Raw genomic sequence first — 13,196 nt, 5'->3', positions numbered from 1 at the left:
TCGAGGAGGAGAGCAGCCATGATCAAGGTGCGGCTCTATCGCTACCACCCCGAGAAGGATGACCGGCCACGCCTCGAAACGCTGGAAGTGGAGGAGCGCTACCGCAAAGCGATGGTGCTTGACGTCCTCGAGCATCTGAAGCAGCGGGATGTCACCCTGGCCTATCGGCGTTCCTGCCGGGAAGGGGTGTGCGGTTCCGATGGCATGAACATCAACGGCAAGAACGGCCTGGCCTGCGTTACCCCGGTGGAAGAAGTGCTGGGAAGTGCCGATATCCTGACCGTGCGTCCGCTGCCGGGCATGCCGGTGATTCGCGACCTGGTCGTCGATCAGACGCTGTTTTTCCGTCAGTTCGAGAAGATTCGTCCCTGGCTGATCAACGACCAGCCGCCCACCGCCACCGAGCGACGCCAGAGCCCGACGGATCGCGAGAAGCTCGATGGCCTCTACGAATGCATCCTGTGCGCCTGCTGCAGCTCGGCCTGTCCCTCCTGGTGGTGGAATCCCGACAAGTACATCGGCCCGGCCGGCCTGCTGCAGGCCTACCGCTTCCTGATCGACAGCCGCGACACCGCCACCGATGAACGCCTGGCGGCTCTCGATGATCCCTTCAGCGTGTTCCGCTGCCGACAGATCGCCAACTGCACCTGGGTCTGTCCCAAGGGGCTCAACCCGATGCGGGCCATCGGCCATATCAAGGCGTTGCTGCTGGCGCGCGGCAGCTGAGACCCATCTCCAGCACCGAAACAGCACGACGACGCCCCGGCATGGCCGGGGCGTCGTGTTCCGCGGCTGGGTTCAGGCGGCGTCGAGGGGACGCGAGGGGCCGAAGTGCTCGTAGTGGCGACGCTCGCCCGGCACGCCCAGCTCGGCGAGTGCCTGGTCCACGGCGGTCATGAAGCCCTGGGGACCCACGAAGTAGCAGCACGCCCCCTCGGGCAGCAGTCTCTCGAGCAGCGCGCGGTCGACTCGCCCCACGTGATCGGCGGCGTCACCGTGCTCGTGAACGGTCACTGTGAGGAGTCGCTCCGGATGTGCTTCGGCCAGTGCCGCGACTTCGTCGCGGAAGGCGTGGTGCTCGGCATCCAGGGCGGCGTGCAGGTAGACCACCTGGCGCCCCTCGGCCAGGGCATGGCGGGCCATCGGCAGCATTGGCGTCTGGCCAACGCCGCCACTGGCCAGCAGCAGCGGCTCGTCGCCATCGGCCAGGGTAAGATCGCCGGCGGGCGGCAGCAGCTCCAGGGTGTCGCCGACGGCCAGGGTGTCGTGCAGGTGACGGCTGGCGCGGCCCTCCGGCTCGCGCTTCACCGAGATCCGGTAGTGGCTGCCGTTCGGCACGTCCGAGAGGCTGTAGTGCCGATAGACCGGCTCGCCGTCGATGGTCAGCTTCACGCCGATGAACTGGCCCGGTTGGTGACCGGCCACCGGGCCGCCGTCCTCGGGCTCCAGTACGAAGGAGCGGATCATCGCGCTCTCCTGGCGGGTCTCGGCGATGCGGAAGCGGCGCGTGCCGCGCCAGCCACCGGGGCGCTGCTCGAACTCCCGGTAGCGATGGTCCTCCAGCTCGATGAGCAGGCCGGCGAGTTCCTCGTAGAGGCCGCTCCAGGCCGCGGCGATTTCCGGCGTCACCGCCTCGCCCAGCACCTCGCCGATGGCGGCCATCAGGCACTCGCCGACGATGGGGTACTGGTCGGGCTGAATACCCAGGGAGACGTGCTTGCTGACCACGGTGGCCAGCACGCCACGCGCCTGCTGGGGATCCTGGCGCAGCCCTACATAAGCCAGTACCGCCCCGGCCAGGGCACGCGGCTGGCCGCCATCCTGCTGGTGGGCCTGGTTGAACAGCGGTTTCACTTCCGGGTAGCGCGTGAACATCAGCGGGTAGAAGCGCTGGGTGATGGCGTCGAGATGCTCGGCCACCACGGGGGCGGTGGCCTCGATCAGGCGTTCCTGGTCGTGGGTCAACATGGGGTGAACCTCAGGGGAATTATAAGATGTAAATCAGATGCATCTTATGGGTGGCGCCTTGGCTCGCCAACCCCTGAGGGTGCGACACTTTGTCGTGCTGCGATCTCTTGCTAGTAGGCCCAGACGATCGCCATCAACAGCCCCCAGGCGAGTACGCCGGCGGCCATGACGGTATAGGTGGCCGACATGGCCACCACGTCGTTGTCGCCCCGTTCGCAGAGGCCCTGCAGCCCGTGGTAGATGAGGCTGCACGAGATGCCCAGCGCCGCCAGCACGACCACCACGTTGAACAGCAGGCTGGGGATCAGCAGCGCCAGCGAGGCGGTCCACAGTGGCAGTGGCGCCAGGGCGGCCAGCAGGTAGGCGTCGTGGTAGCTGATCGACATCTCTTCGCTGTTGACCACGGCGTGGATCAGCCAGCCCATCACGAAGAAGGTGAGCAGCTCGGCGAGGAACAGGATGGTAGTGATGTAGCGCCACGGCCGCTCACCGAACCCTGCCACGAAGGCATCCCCATAATGGGTGCCGGCGTAGTAGAGCAGCACCGGCGGCAGCAGTGACAGGGGTACCACCACTAGCCAGGCCAGGGACGGTATCGAGATCTGGCGCCGCTGGAGCTCCTTCCAGCCCAGAGTCCGGGTGAACGGCAGCTGCAGGAGGGTTGTGACGTTCATGGGTCGCCTCCGGTTCGTGCGCCATGGAATATAGCGTCTTCTTATAAGAACTAGTGCCCTCACCCCCGGCCTGTCAACGCGCACGCTCGCCGGTGGTCCTGACGGAGCGGCAATGGCCTGATTTTGTGGTAAGTGACATGCATCAATACGGCTTTGGTCGACTTCTGGTTCCCTGTGACTCTCCGCCGATACCGCTTGAGGAGAGACCATGAGCGAGACCCCGCACCCTGACTGGAACCCGCGTGACGAGGCCGTGCAGCGCGACCAGATCGCCGCCTACGATGCCATGCGAAGCCGCTGCCCGGTGGCTTACAGCGATTACCTGCAGTGGTCGCTGTTTCGCCACGCCGATGTAAAACGCGTCCTCGAGGACCACGACACCTTCAGCAACGCGGCGAGCCGGCACCTGTCGGTGCCCAACGCCATGGACCCGCCCGAGCACACCCGCTTCCGACGTCTTATCGAGCCCTATTTCGGCCCCGCGCCGATGGCGGCGTTCGCGCCGCGCTGCCGCGAGATCGCCGAGGACTTGGTGGCGCGCCTGCCGGAATCGGGCGAGATCGAGGCCATGGCCGAGCTGGGCCAGAATTTCGCCCTCGAGATCCAGTGCGCCTTCATGGGCTGGCCGGCGAGTCTGCACGAGCCGCTGCGCGACTGGGTGCATCGTCAGCAGGCCGCCACTCTGGCCGGCGATCGCCAGGCACTGGTGGAGCTGGCGCTGGAGTTCGACGGGGTGATTCGCGACCTGCTGGAGTCCCGCCGCGCCGCTGGCGACACGGCCCCCGACGACGTCACCACCCGCATCATGAACGAAACCGTGGAGGGGCGAGCGCTAACCGACGAGGAGATCGTCAGCATCCTGCGCAACTGGACGGTGGGCGAATTGGGCACCATTTCGGCGAGCATCGGTATTCTGATGCGCTACCTCGCCGCCCATCCCGAACTGCAGGCGCGGCTGCGTGGCGAGCCCGAACGGCTGCCGGCCGCCATCGACGAGATCCTGCGCCTCGATGCACCGCTGATGTCCAACCGTCGCGTCACCACGCGGCCGGTGACGATCGGCGGACGACACATCCCTGCTGGTGAGCGGCTGACGCTCCTGTGGGGTTCGGCCAACCGCGACGAGGCGGTGTTCGGCGACCCCGACGAATTGCGCCTCGACCGCGACCCCCAGGACAACCTGCTCTACGGTGCCGGCATCCACGTCTGTCCCGGTGCGCCGCTGGCGCGCCTGGAGCTCAAGCTGTTCATGGAGGCGCTGCTCGCCGGCACCACGGAGCTGGCGCTGGTGCCCGACAAGCCGGCGGTGCGTGCTCGCTTCCCCGCCGGCGGGTATTCGACGGTGCCGCTGCAGGTGACGCGCTGAGGCCGAGGAGCGTCACGCAGCGGCGATCCCAACGCCAGGGCCCGAGTCATCGACCCGGGCCCTGGCGTTTGCAGGCGCGCTTACAAACCGATGCGGTGCGCCCGGTGGGTGAAGAAGACGCCGCTGGGCGATTCCGCCTCCAGAGTCGCCAGCTTCTCGAAGGTGCGGGTGTCGTAGACGGTGACGGTGTCGCTGTCGCGGGCCGAGATCCAGATGTGCTCGCCGCGCGGGGTGAACTCCTTGTGCAGCACCGACTCGCCCGGCGCGAGGGTCTCGATCACCTCATGGGTCTGGGTATCGATGACCTGCACCACGCTGTTGTCGGGGTGGGCGAAGGTAACCCACACCTGACGCTCGTCGGGGCGGCTCATCACGAAGATCGGCTGGCCTTGGACGGGGATGCGACCGGTGAGCGACCAGTCGTCGGTGTCGGCAATGAGCACTTCGTGGCGACCCACCGCCGGAAAGAACGCCTGGTCGCCGGCCATGGCCCAGCCCTCCAGGTGGGGCATCTTGTAGACCGGCAGGCGTTCTTCGCCGCGGCCGTAGTCGGGCAGGATGCGCGTGACGCCCGCCTCGGGATGCCACAGGTCGAGCAGCGCCATGCCGTCCTCGCCGAACAGGCCCGCGATGTAGTAGCGGCCGTTGGCGGTGATCAGGGCGTCGTAGGGCTGGCTGCCGATGTCGCGGTACTTGGTCACTTCCGGTTCGTCGCCGCTCATGTCCAGTACCCAGATCTGGTTCGCCTCGAAGAGGCTGAATACGAAGCGGTTGCCGGGGGCGTCCACCACGCCCACCACCTTGGCCTGGGCGGTGTCGCCGTCGGCCGTCTGGTAGTCGGCGGGCACGTCGGCGACCAGCTCCAGGGTCTCGGCGTCGAACACCTTGACGCCGCCGGGCTCGTAGTTGCCCACCGCGACGTAGCGGCCGTCCTGGGAGATGGCGCCGCCGATGCTGTTGCCGGACTGGATGACTCGCCCGTCGATCTCGCCGGTGAGCAGGTCGAGGCGGGTCAGCCCGCCGTCGCGGCCGAACACGAAGGCGTGACGGGCATCGCGGCTGAACTTCACCGAAGCGTGGGAGAGATCGCCGAAGCCATCGACGCGTTCGAGTACGCGCTTGTCGGTGGTGTCGGCCAGCGCCACGCTGCCGGTGGCGCGCTCGATTACCACGCCCAAATCGCCGGTGGCGCGACGTTCGGGAACGTCATTGGCCGGCGTTTCGGCGGTAGCCGACGTGGCGGTCAGCAGCGCCAGGCTGGTGGCCGCCAGCAGCGTCTTTAGCGGAGCGGGAAGCGGCATCGGGGCTCTCCTAGTCCAGTGGCAGGATCAGTCCTGTCCATTCAGCGATTCGAGGGGCGTGTCGTTCTGCAAGTGGTCGGCGAGCCAGCGGGCGTCTTCCTCGCTGATCAGCGCCTTCCAGCCCGGCATGGCGGTGCCGGGAATGCCGTGCAGGATGAGGTGACTCAGCGCCTCCACCGTGTAGTGGTTCATCCGGCTCTGCGGCAGGGCGGGTCCCAGCCCCCCGCGCAAGGTCATGCCGTGGCAGGAGCCGCAATCCTGATAGAGCAGCGTCTCCAGTTCGGCCTGGCGTTCGGCGTCGGGGACCTGTGGTTCCGCCTGGACCGCCAGCGGGGCCAGAAGGGCGCAGAGCAGCAGGGTCGGGGCCGGCAGGTGCATGGAAAGCCTCGCGATGCAGGGTGGACGGGGCGCCGCGGGGCGCTGGGTCGAGTGTCCCGCCGGACCGCTGGCGTTGCTTTGACCGGTGTCAATGGCGGCGGCCTTTACCGTGTCCTGCCGCCATAAAAGCGGCATGGCAGATGCCTCTTTTGACCTGCGTCAACGGCAGTTGTGATCGTGGCTTCGCCGCTGGATGTGGCATGTAAGATACCCCTTAGCTGCATGATCCCACTAGACCCGGTGACTGCCCATGGTCGTACTCGACGCCCTCGATCGCCGCCTCATCGATACTTACCAGCGCGACCTGCCGCTGTGCGAGCGACCGTTCGCGGCCATGGCCGAGCGGCTCGGGGTGAGCGAGGCGGCGGTGCTCGCCCGCCTCGAGCGCCTGGAGGCCGAGGGCGTGCTGAGCCGAGTCGGACCGGTGTTCGACCACGCCCGGGCCGGTGCCAGCCTGCTCGCCGCGGTGGCCGTCCCGGATGCCGAGCGCGACGCGGTCGCGGCGGTGATCAACGCCTGTCCCGGCGTCAATCACAACTATGCACGCGAAGATCCGGCCCGCGAGCAGCCCTACAACCTCTGGTTCGTGATGACCGCGGCCGACGAGGCCGCGCTCACCGCCCGTCTCGAGGCGCTGGAAGCCGAGCTGGGTCAGGCCGTGCTGTGCCTGCCCATGCTCGAGGCGTTCCACATCGACCTGAGCTTTTCCATTCCCTGGCATGAGCTGGAGGGGGCATGACGGCAACGCCATCGTCGATTCACAGCGCCGCCGAGCAGCGCCTGCGCGCCCTGCTGGAGCAGGGGTTGCCGCTCACCGCGCGCCCTTGGCAGCGCCTCGCCGAGCAGTGCGGGCTGACCGAGGCCGAGGTGCTCGACTGCGTCGCGCGCTGGCAGCGCGAGGGCCTGATCAAGCGCCTGGGCCTGGTGGTGCGCCACCGCGCCCTGGGCATCGCCGCCAACGCCATGGTGGTGTGGGACGTAGACGACGAGGCCGTGGGCGAGCTGGGGCGTCAGCTCGCCGACGAGCCCGCCGTCACGCTCTGCTATCGCCGCCCGCGGCGCCCCGGCTGGCCCTACAACCTCTTCTGCATGATCCACGGTACCCGTCGCGCGCAGGTCGAGGCGCAGCTCGCCGAGATCGTTGCCCGCCAGGGCCTCGAGGCCATTCCCCACTGCGTGCTGTTCAGCCACCGGTTGTACAAGCAGTGCGGCGGCCGCTTCACCCCAGAGGACACGAGCCATGAACGCCGCGCCCGCCATCCGCTCTGAGCCGGCCACGCTGGATGCCGCCGACCGGGGCATCGTCAACCGCCTCCAGGAGGGCCTGCCGCTGGTGGCCGCGCCCTATGCCGCCGTCGCCGCCGAGCTCGGCCTCTCCGAGGGCGAACTGCTCTACCGCCTCGAACGTCTGCTGGAGAGCGGCGTGCTGAGCCGCTTCGGGCCGATGTACCACGCCGAGCGGCTGGGCGGCGGCCTGACCCTGGCCGCGCTGGCGGTACCCGAACCCGACTACGCACGGGTCACCGAACGCGTCAACGCCTTTCCCGAGGTGGCCCACAACTACCGACGCGAGCATCGCCTCAACATGTGGTTCGTGCTCGCCACCGAGACCCCGGAACGCATCGGCGAGGTGATTGCCGCCATCGAGACGGCCACCGGCCTGCCCGTCTACAACATGCCCAAGCAGGAGGAATTCCATGTCCGTCTCCACCTGCCCGTCTGAGCCCGGAGCGAGCTCTGCTGACCGTCCTGACGGGCTGGATGCCCTCGATCGCGCCATCGTGGTGGCCACCCAGGCCGGCCTGCCGCTGGTGCCCGACCCCTGGACGGCGGTCGGCAAGCCGCTGGGCCTCGACGGCGACGCAGTCCGTGAGCGCCTGGCGCGCATGCAGGACGCCGGCATCATCCGCCGCGTGGCCGCGGTGCCCAACCACTACCGCCTGGGCTACGTGGCCAACGGCATGACGGTGTGGGACGTGGATGACGCCCAGGTCGATCGCCTGGGTCGCGAGGTGGCCCGGGTGCCCGGCGTCAGCCACTGCTACCGCCGGCCGCGCCACCTGCCGGCGTGGCCCTACAACCTCTTCGTCATGCTACACGGGCGCACCCGTGACGAGGTGGAGCGCCAGGCCGAGCAACTGCGTCAGCGGCTCGGCGATGCCTGCCGCGACCACCGCATCCTCTACAGCTCGCGCATTCTCAAGAAGACCGGCCTGCGCCTGGCCGGCCGCTCCGACCGGCAGGATCCGCCGCGCTAGGCGCTGCCGCTTCCGAGGAGAGTCCCATGTTCCGAGTCACCCGCTACATCAAGTCCCTGGTCGAGCCGACCCCGGTGCCGCCGGCCCGCAAGCCACCCGGTCCGGTGGTGATCTGGAACCTGATCCGGCGCTGCAACCTCACCTGCAAGCACTGCTACACCACCTCGGCGGACATCGACTTCGCCGGCGAGCTCTCCACGGACGAAGCCTGGGCGGTGCTCGACGACCTGCAGCGATTCCGCGTGCCGGCGCTGATCCTCTCGGGCGGCGAGCCGCTGATGCGCCCCGACATCTTCGAGCTGTCGCGCCGTGCCCGGTCACTGGGTATCTACACCGGGCTTTCCACCAACGGCACCCTGATCACCGAGGCCAACATCGATGCGATCGCCGACGTCGGCTACGACTACGTGGGCATCAGCATCGATGGCCTGGAGGCCACCCACGACGTCATCCGCCAGCGCCAGGGGGCGTTCCGCGAGTCGATGCACGCCGTCGAGCTGTGCAAGGAGCGCGGCATCAAGGTGGGCCTGCGCTTCACCCTGACCCGCGAGAACTACGAACAGCTCGGCGATATCCTGGCGCTGCTGGACGAGCACGACGTCGACAAGTTCTACCTCTCGCACTTGAACTACGGCGGCCGCGGGCGGCGCCACAGCAAGCAGGACGCCTGGCACCAGATGACCCGTGACGCCATGACCCGGCTTTTCGACCACTGCCGCAGCGAGCTCGAGCGCGGTATCGAGCGCGAATACGTCACCGGCAACAACGACGCCGACGGCCCCTTCCTGCTGATATGGGCGCGCGAGCACTTTCCCGAGCAGGCCGAGGCCCTGGCGCAGCGTCTGCGCAACTGGGGCGGCAACGCCTCCGGCGAGCACATCGCCAATATCGACAACCTGGGCAACGTCCACCCCGATACCTTCTGGTGGGATCACGACCTGGGCAACGTCCGCGACACGCCCTTCTCGGCGATCTGGCGCGACACCACCGACCCCTTGATGCAGGGCTTCCGCCAGCGCCCGCGGCCGCTCAAGGGGCGTTGTGCCGAGTGCCGTTACCTGGCGATCTGCAACGGCAATACCCGCGTGCGCGCCTGGAAGGTGACCGGTGACCCCTGGGAGGAGGATCCCGGCTGCTACCTCTCCAACGAGGAGATCGGTGTCGCCGAGGAGAGCGTGCGCCGCGTGGCGGCGCCCTACGACGCCATCCAGGCCACCGAACTCTGACACCGACACCAGAACGACCCACAACACAAAGACCGAAAGACCGCGTTGACGCTTCGGGGGAGAGGCCGATCATGACGACACATCGCCAATCGCGACACCTGAGTTTCGACCTCGACGAGGCGCCCCTGGCGCCCGGCGAGGTCGCCATCGTCGGCGCCGGGCCGGGCGATCCGGGGCTTCTGACCCTGCGTGCCCTGTCGCTGCTGCAGCAGGCCGACTGCCTGGTCTTCGACCGCCTGGTCTCCCAGGAGGTGCTGGCGCTGGCACGCCCCGGCGTGCGCCGCTTCTATGTGGGCAAGGCGGCCAGTCTCCACGCCCTGCCCCAGGAGGAGACCAATGCCTTGCTGGTGCGCCTGGCCCGCGACGGCCAGCGGGTGCTGCGTCTTAAGGGCGGCGACCCCTATATCTTCGGGCGCGGCGGCGAGGAGGCCGAGTACCTCATTGCGCATGGCATCGGCTTTCGCGTGGTGCCGGGGATTACATCGGCGTCGGGCTGTTCCACCTACTCGGGGTTTCCGCTCACCCATCGCGACTTCGCCCAGAGCGTCACCTTCGTCACCGGCCACGCCAAGGCGGACGGCGAGCTGGCCCTGGACTGGTCGGCCCTGGCGGTGCCCAACCACACCGTAGTGTTCTACATGGGGCTGGCCAACGCCGAACTGATCAGTCGCGAGCTGCAGCGCCACGGCCTGCCCGCCTCCCATCCGGTGGCCCTGGTGGAGCGCGGCACCACCCCCGAGCAGCGTCACGTGCTGGCCACCCTGGGCGATGTCGTCGAGGTGATCGAGCGCGAAGCGTTCCGTCCCCCAACGCTGATCGTGGTGGGCGAAGTGGTGCGCCTGGCCGACGCCCTGGCGCCGGCGATGACCCACCTGACCCGACACACCCTGGAGGAACCGGCCATGGGGAGACTGGCACTGTGAAGCTGCGCACCACCGTAACGACCCTGCTGGCCGGGGCCCTGTGGGGGCTCGGCGTGATTGCCCTCCCGGCGGCGGCCGAGGAGCCCGACCCGCACATGCTGTACAACCAGCACTGCTCGGCGTGCCATGGCGTCGGCCGCCTGGGCGGCATTGGCCCGGCACTGCTGCCCGAGAACCTCTCGCGGCTCAAGCCGGCTGCCGCCGAGGACGTGATTCGCGACGGCCGCCCGGCCACCCAGATGCCGGCCTTCGGTGCGCTGCTCGATGATGCCGAGGTCGCCGCACTGGCCGAGTGGATCTACGAGCCGCCCGCGAAGGAGCCGACCTGGACGGATGCCGACATCCGCGCCAGCCATATCCTCAACCACCCCCACGGCAGCCTGCCCGACGCGCCGGTGTTCGAGGTCGAGGATCTCAAGAACCTCTTCATCGTGGTGGAGACGGGCGATCACCACGTCAGCCTGCTCGACGGCGACACCTTCGAGCGCATCGAGCGCTTTCCCAGCCGCTATGCGCTGCACGGCGGGCCCAAGTACACCCCGGACGGCCGCTACGTCTACTTCGGTTCCCGCGATGGCTGGATCACCAAGTACGACATCTACAACCTCGAGGTCACCGCCGAGGTGCGCGCCGGCATCAACATGCGCAACATCGCCGTCTCCGCCGACGGCCGCTACGTGATGGCCGCCAACTACCTGCCGCATACCCTGGTGCTGTTCGACGCCCGTGACCTCGAGCTGATCGCCACCCTGCCCGTCGAGGCCAAGAACGGCGACACCTCGCGGGTCAGCGCCGTCTACACGGCGCCGCCGCGCAACAGTTTCGTCGCCGCCCTCAAGGACATTCCCGAGGTGTGGGAGATCCGCTGGCCGGAGACGCTCGCCGAGGGCGACGAGCCGCTGGTGGGCGACTTCGCCCTCCACCGCATGGCCGCGCCGGACTACATGGATGACTTCTTCTTCGACCAGTCGTACCGCTACCTGGTGGGCGCCTCCCGCGGCGACGGCGGCGGTGGCCTGGTGTTCGACATGGACCAAGAGGAGAAAGTGGCCGACCTGCCGCTGGAGGGCATGCCGCATCTGGGCGCCGGCACCACCTGGGAGCTGGACGGGCGCCGGGTGATGGCGATCCCGCACATCGACAAGGGGCTGGTGTCGGTGTTCGACATGAGCGACTGGTCGTTGATCACTCACATCGAGACCGACGGGCCGGGCTTCTTCATGCGCAGCCACGCCAACTCGCCCTACGTCTGGGTGGACGTCTTCTTCGGCCCCAACCATGACCGCATTCACGTGATCGACAAGCAGACCCTGGAGATCGCCGAGACGCTGATTCCCGAGCCCGGCAAGACCGCCGCCCACGTGGAGTTCGACCGCGACGGCGAGACCCTGCTGCTGAGCATCTGGGACGACGACGGCGCGCTGCTGCGCATCGACGCCGAGACCCTGGAGGAGCTCGACCGCATGCCGATGAAGAAGCCCTCGGGCAAGTACAACATCTGGAACAAGACGCAGTACGAGGAGGGCACCAGTCACTGAGCCCTTTCTCACGAGCCCGGGCAACAGGCCCAAGGCTATCGCAGTTAATGGCACCCACGGTAGGGAGGGGCTAAGTGGGAGGCCGGCTTTGCCGGGCGAAGGCGCCGAAAGGCGCCTAGATCGGGCAGCGCTGCGCACTGCGGAAAGGAGGTCATTTGCCAGGCAGGGCAAATGTAAGCGCCCAGGTAAGGGTTCGCAGCGCCTCCTTTAGGCCCGTCCCCGGATCAGCCTGAGCGGCTTTCTCTTGATGCGCGTCATGGCCTTGACGCGGGCTTTTCCGCACAATGGCCATATCCAAGCGTTTTACTCGGGTATCGCGATCATGTCGTCTTCTTCCTCTTCCGTGAGTCCCTTGTCACTGACGCGCCACCCGGTGGCGCGTCTGGCCTTCCGCCCCTTCTTCCTGCTGGCGGCGCTGTTCAGCGTGCTCTCCCTGGTGGTGTGGTTCGCCTTCTGGCACGGCGACATCCTGCTGCGCCCCCACGGCGGGCTGATGTGGTGGCACCAGCACGAGATGCTCTTCGGCTTCGCCACCGCCGTGGTGACCGGCTTTCTGCTCACTGCGGTGCAGAACTGGACCGGGCGGCGCAGCCTGCACGGCGGGCCGCTGCTGGGCCTGGTGGCGCTGTGGCTCGCCGCGCGGGGACTGATCGCCTTTCCGGCGGGGCTGCCGGGGTGGCTGATTGTCACCGTCGACGTGGCCTTCCTGCCGGTGGTGGGCATCGTGATGGCGCGCCTGGTGATCGCCGCTCAGCGCTGGCGCAACCTGATCTTCCTGCCGGCACTGGGGCTTCTGACCCTGGCCAATCTCGGCATGCACCTGGGCGTGCTCAACGGCGAGGCGGCGCTGATTCGCCAGTCGGCCTACCTGGCTGTGCTTCTGGTCACTCTGCTGATGGTGGTGGTGGGCGGCCGGGTGATCGCCATGTTCACCGCCAACCGCCTGGGTCTGACCCGCCGGCCGCCGATCGCGGCGCTCGAGTACGCGAGCCTCGGCAGCGTCATGGCGGTGGTGCTGGCGATGCTGCTGGCGATGCTGGGCCTGGCCCTGCCGGCGCCCCTGCTGGCGAGCCTGATGGGGCTGGCCGCCCTGGCCAATGCCGTGCGCCTGGCGCGCTGGGGCGGCCAGCACAGCTGGCGCGAACCGCTGCTGTGGGGGCTGCATGCGAGCTATGCCTTCATCCCCGTGGGGCTGGCGATGTGGGCCCTGTCGCTGTTCGGCGCCTTCCGCACCGACGTGGCGGTGCACGCCCTGACCATCGGCGGCATGGGGACCATGATGCTGGCGATGATGGCGCGCGTCTCGCTGGGGCACACCGCGCGCCAGATCCGCACTCTGCCGGGCATCGGCGTGGCGCTGGGGCTGATGGTGGCGGCCGCGCTGCTGCGCTCGCCGGTGCTGGCGCTGTTCCCGCAGATCACCCACTGGACCTACAACCTGGGCATCATCTTCTGGTGCCTGGCCTACGGCGTCTTCCTGTTCCACTATACGGGGCCGCTGCTGGCGCCCCGCCCCGATGGCGAGGACGGCTAGCCCCAGCCGTGGTCGCAGCCAGGAGGCCGA

General features: G+C 68.2%; 14 protein-coding genes. 10 read left to right on the top strand and 4 right to left on the bottom strand.

All coding sequences use genetic code 11. The annotated features are described in order from the left end of the window. Nucleotides 1–21 precede the first annotated feature (21 nt). On the top strand, nt 22–726 hold the full coding sequence (locus FEF15_RS03495) for a succinate dehydrogenase iron-sulfur subunit (protein WP_163557957.1): 705 nt from the start codon (nt 22–24) through the stop codon (nt 724–726). Between the two features lie 72 nt (nt 727–798). On the opposite strand, the gene hmpA is transcribed toward FEF15_RS03495, so the two are convergent. After that, complete coding sequence (hmpA, locus tag FEF15_RS03490) at nt 799–1,968, bottom strand: NO-inducible flavohemoprotein (protein WP_163557764.1); 1,170 nt, start codon at nt 1,966–1,968, stop codon at nt 799–801. A 110-nt stretch (nt 1,969–2,078) separates the two neighbouring features. Then, complete coding sequence (locus tag FEF15_RS03485) at nt 2,079–2,642, bottom strand: YIP1 family protein (protein WP_163557763.1); 564 nt, start codon at nt 2,640–2,642, stop codon at nt 2,079–2,081. 208 nt (nt 2,643–2,850) lie between these two features. On the opposite strand from FEF15_RS03485, the gene FEF15_RS03480 reads away from it, so the two are divergent. Continuing rightward, entirely contained in the window at nt 2,851–4,008 is a 1,158-nt protein-coding gene (locus tag FEF15_RS03480; protein ID WP_163557762.1) for a cytochrome P450, read from the top strand. An 80-nt stretch (nt 4,009–4,088) separates the two neighbouring features. On the opposite strand, the gene FEF15_RS03475 is transcribed toward FEF15_RS03480, so the two are convergent. Both FEF15_RS03475 and FEF15_RS03470 read right to left on the bottom strand, forming a co-directional pair. After that, the gene (locus tag FEF15_RS03475; protein ID WP_163557761.1) at nt 4,089–5,309 is read right to left on the bottom strand and encodes a cytochrome D1 domain-containing protein; all 1,221 of its coding nucleotides are present in this window, start codon (nt 5,307–5,309) and stop codon (nt 4,089–4,091) included. A 27-nt stretch (nt 5,310–5,336) separates the two neighbouring features. After that, nucleotides 5,337–5,687: a cytochrome c gene (locus tag FEF15_RS03470; RefSeq protein WP_163557760.1), complete on the bottom strand. Its 351-nt coding sequence runs from the start codon at nt 5,685–5,687 to the stop codon at nt 5,337–5,339. Between the two features lie 250 nt (nt 5,688–5,937). Here FEF15_RS03470 and FEF15_RS03465 point away from each other — a divergent pair, with 250 nt between their 5' ends. The 8 genes from FEF15_RS03465 to FEF15_RS03430 all read left to right on the top strand — a co-directional run bounded on the left by FEF15_RS03465 (nt 5,938) and on the right by FEF15_RS03430 (nt 13,166). Then, entirely contained in the window at nt 5,938–6,426 is a 489-nt protein-coding gene (locus tag FEF15_RS03465; RefSeq protein ID WP_163557759.1) for an Lrp/AsnC family transcriptional regulator, read from the top strand. Further along, nucleotides 6,423–6,956: an Lrp/AsnC family transcriptional regulator gene (locus FEF15_RS03460; RefSeq protein ID WP_163557758.1), complete on the top strand. Its 534-nt coding sequence runs from the start codon at nt 6,423–6,425 to the stop codon at nt 6,954–6,956. The genes FEF15_RS03465 and FEF15_RS03460 overlap by 4 nt, the downstream gene beginning before the upstream one ends. After that, on the top strand, nt 6,928–7,410 hold the full coding sequence (locus FEF15_RS03455; protein ID WP_163557757.1) for an AsnC family transcriptional regulator: 483 nt from the start codon (nt 6,928–6,930) through the stop codon (nt 7,408–7,410). Before FEF15_RS03460 ends, FEF15_RS03455 begins: the two co-directional genes overlap by 29 nt. Then, nucleotides 7,385–7,945 (top strand): Lrp/AsnC family transcriptional regulator, encoded by a 561-nt coding sequence (locus FEF15_RS03450; RefSeq protein ID WP_163557756.1) that lies wholly within the window; start codon nt 7,385–7,387, stop codon nt 7,943–7,945. Before FEF15_RS03455 ends, FEF15_RS03450 begins: the two co-directional genes overlap by 26 nt. Nucleotides 7,946–7,971: 26 nt before the next feature. Next, entirely contained in the window at nt 7,972–9,171 is a 1,200-nt protein-coding gene (gene nirJ, locus FEF15_RS03445) for a heme d1 biosynthesis radical SAM protein NirJ (protein WP_163557755.1), read from the top strand. 71 nt (nt 9,172–9,242) lie between these two features. Next, nucleotides 9,243–10,094, top strand: a complete 852-nt coding sequence (cobA, locus tag FEF15_RS03440) for a uroporphyrinogen-III C-methyltransferase (RefSeq protein WP_163557754.1) — start codon at nt 9,243–9,245, stop codon at nt 10,092–10,094. Next, a complete protein-coding gene (locus FEF15_RS03435; protein ID WP_276208187.1) occupies nt 10,091–11,632 on the top strand; it encodes a nitrite reductase in 1,542 nt (513 codons plus the stop codon). Before cobA ends, FEF15_RS03435 begins: the two co-directional genes overlap by 4 nt. Nucleotides 11,633–11,954: 322 nt before the next feature. Further along, nucleotides 11,955–13,166, top strand: a complete 1,212-nt coding sequence (locus FEF15_RS03430; protein ID WP_163557753.1) for an NnrS family protein — start codon at nt 11,955–11,957, stop codon at nt 13,164–13,166. Nucleotides 13,167–13,196: the final 30 nt, after the last annotated feature.

This window comes from Halomonas sp. NO4, assembly GCF_010994375.1.
GTDB lineage: Bacteria > Pseudomonadota > Gammaproteobacteria > Pseudomonadales > Halomonadaceae > Halomonas.
This window is presented reverse-complemented; position numbering and strand designations above follow the sequence as displayed.